Source organism: Pseudonocardia kunmingensis (genome assembly GCF_006716445.1).
Taxonomy (GTDB): Bacteria; Actinomycetota; Actinomycetes; order Mycobacteriales; family Pseudonocardiaceae; genus Pseudonocardia; species Pseudonocardia kunmingensis.
In genome coordinates this window covers 2,222,122-2,233,320 of the sequence record NZ_VFPA01000001.1, presented here as the reverse complement: position 1 = coordinate 2,233,320, position 11,199 = coordinate 2,222,122, and the positions used below count along the sequence as shown (strand labels likewise).

Genomic DNA, 11,199 nt, shown 5'->3' with positions numbered 1-11,199 from the left:
TCGACGGGTCAGGCCGTCGGGTCGAGCACGGTCAGATCGGTGAAATAGCGGCGGTAGAAGCCGCGATCCCGAGTGAGGAGCCGGTCGGCCTGCACCAGGGCGTGGGCTCCGATGACGAAGTCGGCGACGACGCGGGTCCGGGGCCCACCTGCTGCCCGGTAGGAGCGCCACGCCATGCCCGCGCGGGTCGCGGCCTCGTGGGTCGGCGCGCTGTACCCGACACCGAGGCGGGCGAAGGCATCGGTGGCGGCCTTGTGATCCGGGAACGCCGCGACCGTCTCCGCCCAGACCGCGTCGGACACGACCAGTGCACCCTCTCCGAGGCTCTGCTCCAGGGCGGAGCGCGAGCGTGGTCCGAACGTCTCGTCCGCACCGAAGACATCGAGCAGGACGTTCGTATCGACCGCGGTGATCACGGCAGCTCCGCGGGCCCGCGGAGCTCATCGATCGTCGCGTCGGTGCCGGAGGGCAGGTCCAGGATCCCGTACACCGCGCTCACCGGGCCGCGATCCTGGACCTTGCGCGCCACCAGCCGTCCGTCCTCGTCGGTGAAGTCGAGCTCCTGGCCGGGCACGATCCCGAGACGGTCCCGCACCTGCTTCGGGATCGTCACCTGGCCCTTCTCGGACACGACAGCTTTCATACTTCAACAGTAAGAATTCCTACTGCCAGGGTCAACCGTCGCTTGCTCGCACACCGACTCCGGTGCTCGCACATCAACCGCAGTCGGTGCGTGAGCGCCGCTATCGGTGTGCGAGCAGGTCGGCGGTCAGGACGAGACGTGGGCCAGCAGGCGCTGTTCGTCGTCGGTGAGGTGCAGCTCCAGCGCGGGCAGCAGGTCCGCCAGCTGCTCCGGGGTGCGGGCGCTCGCGATCGGGGCCGTGACCGTCGGCTGGTCGGCGAGCCACGCCAGCGCCACGGCCGCCACCGGCACCTCGTGCCCGGCCGCGATCTCGTCGAGCGCGGCGAGCACGGCTCGGCCCCGGTCGTCGAGGTAGGCCCGCGCGCCCTCGGAACGCACGCTGTCCACGTCCGTGTCGGGCCGGTACTTGCCCGTGAGGAAGCCCTTGGCCAGCGCGTAGTAGGGGAACCCGGCCAGGCCCTCGCTCGCGAGCAGCGGCGCGAGCGCGTTCTCGTACTCGTCGCGCTCCATGAGGTTGTAGTGCGGTTGCAGCGCCACGTAGGACGCGAGCCCGTCGCGGGCGGAGATCTCCAGGGCCGAACGCAGCCGCTCGGCGGTGAAGTTGGACGCGGCGATCGCACGCACCTTGCCCTCCCGCACGAGCCGGTCGAACGCGTCGGCCGTCTCCTCCTGCGCGGTGTCGGGGTCGTCGCGGTGGGCGTAGTAGAGGTCGATCCGGTCGGTCCGCAGGCGGCGCAGCGAGTCCTCGACCGCCGTGGCGATGTTGCGGGCCGACAGCCCCGGCCGCTCCGGCCACGACCCCACCTTCGTGGCGATCACGACCTGGTCCCGGTTGCCGCGGGCCGCCATCCAGTCGCCGATGATCGTCTCGGACTCGCCGCCGGAGTTGCCCGGCTTGCGCCAGAAGTAGGAGTCGGCGGTGTCGACGAAGTTGCCGCCCGCGGCGAGGTAGGCGTCGAGGACGGCGAACGAGGTGTCCGGGTCGGCCGTCCAGCCGAACACGTTGCCGCCGAGGCAGAGCCGGGAGACGTCGAGGTCACTCGAGCCGATCTTCACCATGGGGCGCGAGCCTATCCGGCGCGAGCGCGCGCAGGGCGAGGTCGGTGACGGTGTCGGCGTAGGCAGGGGTCAGCGGGGCCGTGCGCAGCAGCCACCGGTGGTAGAGCGGCCCGACGATCATCTCGACGGCCACGGACAGGTCGAGGTCGCGGCGCAGCTGGCCGGCGTCCTGGGCCGCCCGGAGGCGGTCGGCGATCGCGGCGAGGTTCGGTCCGAGGATGCGTTCGACCATCGACTCGGCGAGGCCGGGGTCCTCCTGGATCTCGATCATCAGGGCCCGGCTGGTGCCGGAGAGCGTGGGGTCGGCGAGCTCCGCGACGATGGCGTGCACCACCCCGCGCAGGTCCGCGTCGACGTCGCCGGTGTCGGGCAGGGCGAGGTCGGCGGGGTCGCTCACGGTGGCGAGCATCGCGTCGAGGACCACGGCGCCCTTCGACGGCCACCAGCGGTAGATCGTCTGCTTCCCCACGCCCGCCCGCGCCGCGATGGCCTCGATCGTCAGCTTCCGGTAGCCGACCTCACCGACGAGCTCGTGCGCCGCGGTGAGGATCGCGTGCCGGGAGCGTTCGCTGCGCCGGGTGGGGTCGGGCATGACAGGAGGATACCCCGAACGAGACGAGACGAACCGTCTTGACACGGCGCGCTCGAGGATGCAGAGTACGACAAGCCGAGACGGTTCGTCTCGCGACGAGAGGAGTTCCGATGGTGCACATCGCCATGGTCAGCATCCCGGCGCCGGGTCACGTCAACCCGAGCAGCGAGGTGATCCGGACCCTCGTCGAGCGCGGGCACCGCGTCACCTACGCCAACGACCCGTCCTACGCCGACACGGTGCGCGGCCTCGGCGCCGAGTTCGTGCCCTGCGAGTCGACGCTCCCGTTCCACACCGGCGAGTCGTTCACCGGCGACACGATCGACGCGCTCGCCCTCTTCCTCGACGACGCCATCGCGATGCTGCCGAAGCTCAGGGCGGCCTACGACGACGACCGGCCCGACGTGTTCCTCTACGACATCGCGGGCGGGGCGGCGCGGCTGCTCGCGGCCGAGTGGGGGATCCCGGCCGTCCAGCTCTCGCCCACCTTCGTGGCGTGGGAGGGCTACGAGGAGGAGATGGCCGAGTCGGTCGCGCAGATGAAGGCCGACCCGCGCGGTCAGGACTACTACCGCCGCCTGGGCGAGTGGCTGGCCGAGCACGGTGCGCCCGCGGACGAGGCGTGGATGGGCCGGCCCGAGCGCGGGCTGGTCCTCGTGCCGCGAGTCCTGCAGCCGCACGCGGACCGGGTGGGTCCGCACTTCACGTTCGTCGGCCCGTGCCTGGCGCCGCGACCCGAGCAGGGCGACTGGACGCGGCCCGCGCAGGCGGAGAAGGTCCTGCTGGTCTCGCTCGGATCGGCCTACACCGACCACCCCGACTTCTACCGGCGCTGCGTGCAGGCCTACGGGGACCTGCCGGGGTGGCACGTCGTGCTGCAGATCGGGGCCCACGTCGATCCGGCCGTGCTCGGCGAGGTGCCGGAGTCGGTGGAGGTGCACTCGTGGGTGCCGCAGCTGGCCGTTCTCTCCCACGCCGACGCGTTCCTCACGCACGCCGGCATGGGCGGGTCCGTCGAGGGCCTGTGGACGGGGACGCCGATGATCGCCGCGCCGCAGGCCGTCGACCAGTTCGGCAACGCCGACGCCCTGGTCGCCGCGGGGGTGGCGCGCCGGGTCGACTCGGCGACGGTCACGGCCGCCGAGCTGCGCGAGGCGCTGCTCGAGCTCACCGGATCCGAAGAGGTGGCCCGGCGCAGCGCGGCGATCCGCGCCGAGCTGCGCGAGGACGGCGGCGCCGTGCGGGCGGCCGAGCTCGTCGAGGACGCGCTGCGCATGACCACTGTTTGAGCGTTGGCACTCTCACCGGTAGAGTGCCAACGGAACGGTCCGGACGTCCCGGCACCCGCGACGACGGGACGCCCGCGCGCTGTCCACCAGAACCCATCAGGCGAGTGCACGCACCCCAGGAAGGGGAGGTCATCAAGTGGCGAACATCAAGCCGCTCGAGGACAAGATCGTCGTTCAGGCCAGCGAGGCCGAGACCACCACCGCGTCCGGGATCGTCATCCCCGACACGGCGAAGGAGAAGCCCCAGGAGGGCAAGGTCCTCGCGGTCGGGCCGGGGCGCATCGACGACAACGGCAACCGCGTTCCGCTCGACGTGAGCGTCGGCGACGTCGTCATCTACTCGAAGTACGGCGGCACCGAGGTCAAGTACAACGGCGAGGAGTACCTCATCCTCTCCGCCCGCGACGTGCTCGCGGTCGTCAACTGACCAGGTCCTCCTGACGCCGCCGCCCCGGTGGTCCCTCGACCGAGTGGGCCGCCGGGGCGGCGTCGTTTCCGCTGAACAAGAGAGGCAGGCATGCCGAAGCAGATCAGCTTCGACGAGACGGCGCGCCGTGCGCTGGAGCGCGGGGTGAACCAGCTGGCCGACGCGGTCAAGGTCACCCTGGGCCCGCGTGGCCGCCACGTCGTGCTGGACAAGAAGTTCGGTGGGCCGACCGTCACCAACGACGGCGTCACCATCGCGCGTGAGATCGACCTGGAAGACCCGTTCGAGAACCTGGGTGCCCAGCTCGCGAAGACCGTCGCCACGAAGACCAACGACGTGGCAGGCGACGGCACCACCACCGCCACCGTGCTCGCGCAGGCCATGGTCAAGGCCGGCCTGCGCAACGTCGCGGCGGGCGCCAACCCGTCCGCGCTCGGTGCGGGCATCTCCGCGGCCGCGGACAAGGTCTCCGCCGTGCTGGCGGAGAAGGCCATCCCGGTCGAGGGCAAGGCCATCGCCCAGGTCGGCACGATCGCCTCCCGCGAGGAGGAGATCGGCGCGCTGATCAGCGAGGCCCTGGAGAAGGTGGGCGTCGACGGCGTCATCACCGTCGAGGAGGGCTCCACGCTCGCCACCGAGCTGGAGATCACCGAGGGCCTGCAGTTCGACAAGGGCTACCTCTCGCCGTACTTCGTCACCGACGCCGAGTCGATGGAGGCCGTGCTCGAGGACGCCTACGTCCTGCTGCACCAGGAGAAGATCGGTGCCATCGCCGACCTGCTCCCGCTGCTGGAGAAGGTGCTCGGCGAGGGCAAGCCGCTCCTGATCGTGTCCGAGGACGTCGAGGGCGAGGCGCTGTCCACCCTCGTGGTCAACTCGATCCGCAAGACCGTCAAGGTCGCCGCGGTCAAGTCGCCGTTCTTCGGCGACCGCCGCAAGGCGTTCATGGACGACCTCGCGGTCGCCACCGGCGGCACCGTGATCAAGCCCGAGGTCGGTCTCAAGCTGTCCGAGGCCGGTCTCGACCTGCTCGGCAAGGTGCGCCGCGTGGTCGTCACCAAGGACACCACCACCCTGGTCGAGGGCGCCGGCACCAAGGACGCCATCGACGGGCGCATCGCCCAGCTCAAGGCCGAGATCGAGGCGTCGGACTCGGACTGGGACCGCGAGAAGCTGCAGGAGCGGCTGGCGAAGCTGTCCGGCGGTGTCGCGGTCATCAAGGTCGGGGCCGCCACCGAGACCGCGCTCAAGGAGCGCAAGCACCGCATCGAGGACGCGGTGTCGGCCACCCGGGCCGCGGTCGAGGAGGGCATCGTCCCCGGCGGCGGCTCCGCGCTGGTCCAGGCGGCCAAGGCGCTGGAGGACGGCCTCGGCCTCACCGGTGACGAGGCCACGGGCGTCGCCATCGTGCGCGGCGCGCTCACCGCGCCGCTCTACTGGATCGCCGCCAACGGCGGCCAGGAGGGCGCGGTCGTCGTCGGCAAGGTCGCGGAGCAGGAGTGGGGCCAGGGCTACAACGCCGCCACCCTCACCTACGGCGACCTGCTGGCCGACGGCGTCATCGACCCGGTCAAGGTCACCCGGTCCGCCGTGGTGAACGCCGCGTCGATCGCCCGGATGGTGCTCACCACCGAGAGCTCGGTGGTCGACAAGCCCGAGCCGCCCGCTCAGCCCGCCGCGGGTGGGCACGGCCACGGTCACGGCCACTGAGCCTGCACGACCGAGCGAACGCGAACGGCGCTCTTCCCGGCGGTCAGCCGTGGAGGGCGCCGTTCGTCGTTCCGGCGTTCGCCGTTCCCGCGGGCGTCGCCTCGGGATCGCCCAGGGTGGGCCTGCGGCGCTGCCTGCGCACGATGTCGTCGCGTTCGGCCGCCGTGAGCCCGCCCCACACGCCGTAGGGTTCCTCGGCCGCGAGGGCGTGCCGACGGCATGGCTCGATGACGGGGCAGCGGGCGCAGATCTCCTTGGCCCGCGCCTCGCGGTCGGCCTTGGCCGGGCCGCGCTCCCGCTCCGGGTGGAAGAAGAACCCGCTGTCCATGCCGCGGCAGGCCGCCTGCATCTGCCAGTCCCAGGTCTCGGCAACCGGCTCCGGAAGCTTCCGCGTGTCCGCCACACCCTCACCTCGTCCGTTCGGCGAACTTTCCCCACGCGCGGGAGGTACCCCGGCCGGAAACGCACCACACCTTGTTCACGGGAGTGTCGATGCGACTTGTCGGTCGCCCCTCCGGCGTCGACGATGGCGCGGTGACGACCCGCCGCCCCCCGCCGCCCGACGTGCCGGGGCTCTCGGTGGCGGCGGTCGCCCGCAGGCTCGGGGTCGCGCCCGGCACGTTGCGCACCTGGGACCGCCGGTACGGGATCGGTCCCAGCGGGCACGCGCCCGGCCGGCACCGCCGCTACTCGCCCGTCGACGTGACGCGCCTGGAGCTGATGCAGCGGGCGCTCGTGCGTGGCGTGTCGCCGGGCGAGGCGGCGCGCTATGCGCTCACCGCACCGCTGCCCGCGGGCGGCACCGTCGCGCCCGGCCCTGCTGCCGACCCCGCTCCGCCGCTGCCGGCCGGTGACGGGCAGGCCCGCGTGGGCGGCCGCGTGCTCCGACTGCCCGGCGCCGGCCGGCGCGCCCGCGGCTTGGGCCGCGCGGCGCTCGCCCTCGACGGGCCCGCGGTCGCGGGCGTGCTGCGCGAGTCGCTGGCCGAGGACGGCGTGGAGACCACGTGGGACGACGTGGTGCGGCCCGTGCTGGCCGCCGTCGGGGAGCGGTGGAACCACACCGGCACCGGCGTCGAGATCGAGCACCTGGTCAGCGAATGCGTCCGCGACCTGTTCGGCGCGGGGTCGGGTCGGGCGGCGCCCGCCGCGAGCGGTGCCGCGCGGCCCGTGCTGCTCGCCGCGATGCCCGGCGAGCAGCACACGCTCCCGCTCCTGGCCCTCGCGTGCGCGCTGGACGCGCGCGGTGTCGCGCAGCGCTACCTCGGTGCGGACCTGCCGGCGGACGCGTTAGCGGCCGCTGCCCGCCGCACCGCGCCCGCGGCCGTGGTGCTCTGGGCGCAGCTCGGGGAGACCGCGGACGGCGACGTGCTGCGCGCCCTCCCGCGCACCCGCCCGCGGTTCCGCACGTTCGTCGCCGGCCCGGGGTGGGTGGACGCGGACGTGCCGCGGCCGATCGTCCGGCTCGCGTCCTTGACCGCCGCTCTGGCGGCGATCTCCGACACCGTTCTGGTGTGAGCTCCGTGTGTGGCGGGGCGGCTAGCCGGGGTGCTCCTGGTGCAAACGAGCACGCTCCCCGGATGGCGCAGCGATCGACGAACGAACGGATGAGCGGCACGCCACGCCGACGACACGCCGGGGCGGCCACGGTGAGCGTTCATCGTGCCTCGTCATGACCTGGTCGGGAGCCGCCCGATGAGGGAGGGTGAGGGCCCTCGTGCTCGGCTCCCGGTAATCTGATTACGCCATTCGGACCTAGGTCACCCACATGACGAGTGCCACTCGGCGCAACACTCCCGAATGGAGGGCACAAACCGCCCTGATCGTGTCAAGGTGAGGCAGTCACCCGCCGATGCGGGGGGTGACACATCACCCGGCTGCAGGAAGCTGCAGGAAGGAATCGTCGTGACGACGGTACTCATCTGCGACGATCGTCGTAGCGTCCGCGAAGGCCTGACCCGCGTGATGTCCGCGGTGCCGGGGGTGCACCGGATTGATTGCGTTGCCCACGGGGACGAGTTGCTGGCGAGGTTCTCGCGGCAGCCGGTGGACGTGGTCCTGGTCGGCACCCAGCGGGCGGTGCCCACCGGGGTCGAGGCCACGCGGCGGCTGGTCGCCGCCCACCCGCAGGCCAACGTCATCGTCTTCGGAGCCCCCGACGACGCGGGCAGCATCGCCGCCGCGATCGCAGGCGGTGCGCGCGGCTACCTCCGTTGGGACGCCTCGCGCCCCGAACTGGTGGCCGCACTCGCGCACACGCTCGCGAGCACCGCGGTGCCCACGCCCCGTGCGCCCACCGATCCCGGCGTGCAGCTCACCGAGCGCGAGCTCCAGGTGCTGCGCGGCATGAGCCAGGGCAAGAGCAACGGCCAGATCGGCCGGGAGCTCTACCTGTCGGAGGACACGGTCAAGACCCACGCCCGCCGGCTGTTCCGCAAGCTCGGCGTGCGCGACCGGGCCCAGGCCGTCGCCCACGGCTTCCGCCGCGGGCTCGTGTCCTAGTAGGCCTCCCCCGGGAGCTCGGCGTCAGGGACCGGCGCTCCGGCCCGTCACGGGTCGTGGCCGCCCGGCCCCCGGCGCGTCGGCGCGGGCGGCCGCGGGCACCACCGCGGCGCCCCGCGTCCCGCGCGTCACCGTCCGCACACACGCGGACGGCTGCGCCCGCTCCACGGTCGAGGGCACCGCCAGCACGCCCCGGCCCGTTCCCGCGCGCCTCACGCTCGGCACCGCCGGTAGCCCGCATCCGGGCGCGGTGGCGGCGCGGCGGCCCCCGTTCGGGCGCGGTGTTCCCCGTCCCGGACCTGCACGTCCTCTTCCCCGCGGTGTCCACTCCCCGCGGTGACGGCACCACTCGAACGGTGCCCTTCCGAGACCCCCGATCGGGTGGTCGTCGGGCTGAACCAGCAACGGAACCCCACTCTCGTTCGTCTTCCCGTCCGAGGAGGAGCCCGTCCCGCGCCGCCGTGCGTCTTCGCTACGGTGGTCCGGAATGAGGGCACGGTTGAGCACGCTCCGTGATCAGCCTCACGAACGGATGATGCCGAACATGTTCCGTAACGCCCGAACCACGGTCCGCGATGAGTGAGACGACAGAGGTACCCGACGAACTGGTGGCCCGCGCCATGACGGGCGACCCCCAGGCCGTCGGGGCCGTGATCGCCATCATCCGGCCCATGGTCGTGCGCTACTGCAGGGCGCGACTCGGACGGGTGGACCGGTCGTCGGTCTCGGCCGACGACGTTGCGCAGGAGGTGTGCTTGGCCGTGCTCACTGCACTGCCGGGGTACCGCGTCCAGGGACGACCGTTCCTGGCGTTCGTGTACGGAATCGCCTCACACAAAGTGATCGACGCCCACCGGGCGGCCACGCGGAACCGGTCGGAGCCGGTCGCCGACGTCCCCGACGCGGTCTCGGGCGCGGACGGGCCGGAGCAGCGCGCGCTGCGGGTCGAGCTGTCGAGCGAGATGGGCAAGCTGCTCGACACGCTGCCGGACAAGCAACGGGAGATCCTCGTGCTGCGCGTGGTCGTCGGCCTCTCCGCAGAGGAGACGGCGGAAGCCGTGGGCTCCACGCCGGGAGCCGTGCGCGTGGCCCAGCACCGGGCGCTCGCCCGCCTGCGCAAGTCGATGCCAGAGGAGGAGGTGGTCTGAGTGCCTGACAGGACTTTCGGGGCGGGTGGCGGCCCCTTCGACGGTGGCCGCAGCTCTCGCAGCCGTCCTCACAACGGTACGAACGGCGCCCGGCACCACGGCTCGACCGCGCACCCCGTCCCGTTCGACGATCTCGCCGAGCCCGTCGACCTGGTCGCCGTCCAGGCCGACGACGAGCTCATCAACGCGCTCGCGGCCGGCATGTCCGTGTCGTCGCCCGGCGTGGGCGGCTACGACGCCGACGACCGGGTCGCGGCGATCCTCGCCGCCTGGAAGGCGGACGTGGACGCCGAGCCGGTCCCGGAGCTCGTCGACGTCGACACCGCGGTGGCCACCGTCGTCGCCGCGCGCCCCCCGTCCTCGCGCGCCCGCCACCTCGTCCCGGTGGCCGCGGCCGCCGCGTTCCTCGTGCTGGTCATCGGCGGGGTCTCGGTCAGTTCCTACAACGCCCAGCCCGAGGACGCGCTGTGGGGCGTGTCGAAGGTCCTCTACTCCGAGCGCGCCGAGTCGGTGGAGGCGGCGTCGCGGGTCGAGGACCGCATCGCGGCCGCCAAGGCGGCGCTCGTCGCCGGGCAACCGGTGCTCGCCGCGCAGGAGCTGGCCCGGGCGCAGGAGGACCTCGCGGCCGTCCGTCCCCAGGAGGGGCAGGACGGGCTCGCCGAGACCCAGGAGTTCCTCCAGGCCAAGGCGGCCGAGACCCCACCGGGGCAGTCCGCCGACCCCGCGAGCCCGCTGTCCACGCAGCCCTCGCGCCCGGTGCCGCAGGGTGCGCGCGAGCCCGTGGACCCGTCCGAGTCCGACACCTCGACCGGTTCCGGGGACGAGGAGTCGACGAGCGGTACGTCGCGGCCGGAGTCCGACCGCGGGCCCGACGTCGCCGGCACCCCCGACGGCGACACCTCGGCGCCGGACAGCTCCACCCGGCCCACGAACGACCCGCGCCACGCCCAGCTCGCGCCGGAGAGCGGGGACGGCACCACCACGAGCCGTCCGCAGCCCGACGGCCACGGCGAAGGCGAGCCGGACGACCCGACCGGCAGCACCCCGCCGAGCGCCACGAACGAGGGGCGTCCCGACCCCACCACCACATCGACGACGCCGCCGCCTCCTCCTCCCTCGAGCGACGGTGGCGGGGGCGCGGCTCCCAGCGACCGGCCCACGGCGTCGGGCTCCGAGCCGCCGCCCGCAGGCGGCTGATACGGCCTGCACGCAGAACGGCCCCCGATCCGCGGATCGGGGGCCGTTCTGCGTCGTGGGTGGCGGCGTCCGCCGCCCGCGTCAGGAGTCGGAGAGCACCGCGTCGGCGTAACCGCGGCAGTACTCCCAGGTGACGTAGCTCGCGGGGTCCGGGTCGAACGCCGGCTCGTGCGGCCGCATCTGCCCCTCGTCGAGCAGCTGCTGGAGGCTGGCGCGCAGGAGGCTCCACTCGTGGAAGTGCTGTTCGCCGCAGTCGCCGCAGTCGACGACGATGCCGCGCACCCCACGGGCCTCCAGCAGGGCCTGGTAGACGGCGAGGTCGGCGAGGTCGGCCACCACTTCGTCGCGCTCGGCCTCGCTCAACACGTCCTGGTCGACGACCTCGGGGCCGCCGTCGAGCGACAGCGCGGGGTCGTGCGGATCCCCGGCGAACGGGTCCGGCGGCAGCGCATCACGTGACACGAAGCTCACGATACCCGCACGTGAGACGCGGTGGAGCGGGCGCACCACGGGCACCCCGCCGCGGCGGGGTGCCCGCCTCGTGCGCAGGCGCCACGGACGGGTGTGGCCACGGCCTCCCCCTCACCCCGCGTCGGGTGCCGCGCCCGCCGATACGATGGGCGGACGGGTCTCTG

Annotated in this window: 13 protein-coding genes; 7 read left to right on the top strand and 6 right to left on the bottom strand. The window is 73.2% G+C overall.

Annotated elements, in window-relative coordinates; translation table 11 throughout:
- Nucleotides 1-8 precede the first annotated feature (8 nt).
- The 4 genes from FB558_RS10610 to FB558_RS10595 form a co-directional block, all read right to left on the bottom strand.
- The gene (locus FB558_RS10610; protein ID WP_142051068.1) at nucleotides 9-416 is read right to left on the bottom strand and encodes a type II toxin-antitoxin system VapC family toxin; all 408 of its coding nucleotides are present in this window, start codon (nucleotides 414-416) and stop codon (nucleotides 9-11) included.
- Nucleotides 413-643, bottom strand: coding sequence for an AbrB/MazE/SpoVT family DNA-binding domain-containing protein (locus tag FB558_RS10605; RefSeq protein WP_142051065.1), 231 nt, complete (start codon nucleotides 641-643; stop codon nucleotides 413-415). The genes FB558_RS10610 and FB558_RS10605 overlap by 4 nt, the downstream gene beginning before the upstream one ends.
- Before the next feature lie 126 nt (nucleotides 644-769).
- The gene (locus FB558_RS10600; protein ID WP_142051062.1) at nucleotides 770-1,702 is read right to left on the bottom strand and encodes an aldo/keto reductase; all 933 of its coding nucleotides are present in this window, start codon (nucleotides 1,700-1,702) and stop codon (nucleotides 770-772) included.
- A complete protein-coding gene (locus FB558_RS10595; RefSeq protein WP_142051059.1) occupies nucleotides 1,680-2,294 on the bottom strand; it encodes a TetR/AcrR family transcriptional regulator in 615 nt (204 codons plus the stop codon). The genes FB558_RS10600 and FB558_RS10595 overlap by 23 nt, the downstream gene beginning before the upstream one ends.
- Nucleotides 2,295-2,332: 38 nt before the next feature.
- Here FB558_RS10595 and FB558_RS10590 point away from each other — a divergent pair, with 38 nt between their 5' ends.
- The 3 genes from FB558_RS10590 to groL all read left to right on the top strand — a co-directional run bounded on the left by FB558_RS10590 (nucleotide 2,333) and on the right by groL (nucleotide 5,720).
- A complete protein-coding gene (locus FB558_RS10590; RefSeq protein WP_425467987.1) occupies nucleotides 2,333-3,583 on the top strand; it encodes a macrolide family glycosyltransferase in 1,251 nt (416 codons plus the stop codon).
- A gap of 136 nt (nucleotides 3,584-3,719) precedes the next feature.
- The gene (gene groES / locus FB558_RS10585; RefSeq protein WP_142051053.1) at nucleotides 3,720-4,010 is read left to right on the top strand and encodes a co-chaperone GroES; all 291 of its coding nucleotides are present in this window, start codon (nucleotides 3,720-3,722) and stop codon (nucleotides 4,008-4,010) included.
- Nucleotides 4,011-4,100: 90 nt separating this feature from the next.
- Nucleotides 4,101-5,720, top strand: a complete 1,620-nt coding sequence (gene groL, locus FB558_RS10580) for a chaperonin GroEL (RefSeq protein ID WP_142051050.1) — start codon at nucleotides 4,101-4,103, stop codon at nucleotides 5,718-5,720.
- Nucleotides 5,721-5,763: 43 nt separating this feature from the next.
- Here the strand turns inward: groL and FB558_RS10575 are convergent, their stop codons facing one another.
- On the bottom strand, nucleotides 5,764-6,123 hold the full coding sequence (locus tag FB558_RS10575; RefSeq protein ID WP_142051047.1) for a WhiB family transcriptional regulator: 360 nt from the start codon (nucleotides 6,121-6,123) through the stop codon (nucleotides 5,764-5,766).
- A 131-nt stretch (nucleotides 6,124-6,254) separates the two neighbouring features.
- Between FB558_RS10575 and FB558_RS10570 the strand changes: the two genes are divergently transcribed.
- The 4 genes from FB558_RS10570 to FB558_RS10555 all read left to right on the top strand — a co-directional run bounded on the left by FB558_RS10570 (nucleotide 6,255) and on the right by FB558_RS10555 (nucleotide 10,564).
- On the top strand, nucleotides 6,255-7,235 hold the full coding sequence (locus FB558_RS10570; protein WP_246106360.1) for a MerR family transcriptional regulator: 981 nt from the start codon (nucleotides 6,255-6,257) through the stop codon (nucleotides 7,233-7,235).
- A gap of 387 nt (nucleotides 7,236-7,622) precedes the next feature.
- The gene (locus FB558_RS10565; protein ID WP_075942692.1) at nucleotides 7,623-8,219 is read left to right on the top strand and encodes a response regulator transcription factor; all 597 of its coding nucleotides are present in this window, start codon (nucleotides 7,623-7,625) and stop codon (nucleotides 8,217-8,219) included.
- Between the two features lie 575 nt (nucleotides 8,220-8,794).
- The gene (locus FB558_RS10560) at nucleotides 8,795-9,367 is read left to right on the top strand and encodes a sigma-70 family RNA polymerase sigma factor (protein ID WP_142051041.1); all 573 of its coding nucleotides are present in this window, start codon (nucleotides 8,795-8,797) and stop codon (nucleotides 9,365-9,367) included.
- Nucleotides 9,368-10,564, top strand: coding sequence for an anti-sigma-D factor RsdA (locus tag FB558_RS10555; protein WP_142051038.1), 1,197 nt, complete (start codon nucleotides 9,368-9,370; stop codon nucleotides 10,562-10,564).
- Between the two features lie 81 nt (nucleotides 10,565-10,645).
- Here FB558_RS10555 and FB558_RS10550 read toward each other — a convergent pair whose 3' ends face one another.
- Nucleotides 10,646-11,026, bottom strand: coding sequence for a DUF5319 domain-containing protein (locus FB558_RS10550; RefSeq protein ID WP_170231270.1), 381 nt, complete (start codon nucleotides 11,024-11,026; stop codon nucleotides 10,646-10,648).
- Between the last annotated feature and the right edge of the window lie 173 nt (nucleotides 11,027-11,199).

What these genes read in the sequence shown, in the direction of transcription:
- FB558_RS10605 (WP_142051065.1), bottom strand. Translation starts at nt 643, where the DNA reads ATGAAAGCTGTCGTGTCCGAGAAGGGCCAGGTGACGATCCCGAAGCAG.
- groL (WP_142051050.1), top strand. Translation starts at nt 4,101, where the DNA reads ATGCCGAAGCAGATCAGCTTCGACGAGACGGCGCGCCGTGCGCTGGAG.
- FB558_RS10600 (WP_142051062.1), bottom strand. Translation starts at nt 1,702, where the DNA reads ATGGTGAAGATCGGCTCGAGTGACCTCGACGTCTCCCGGCTCTGCCTC.
- FB558_RS10560 (WP_142051041.1), top strand. Translation starts at nt 8,795, where the DNA reads ATGAGTGAGACGACAGAGGTACCCGACGAACTGGTGGCCCGCGCCATG.
- FB558_RS10595 (WP_142051059.1), bottom strand. Translation starts at nt 2,294, where the DNA reads ATGCCCGACCCCACCCGGCGCAGCGAACGCTCCCGGCACGCGATCCTC.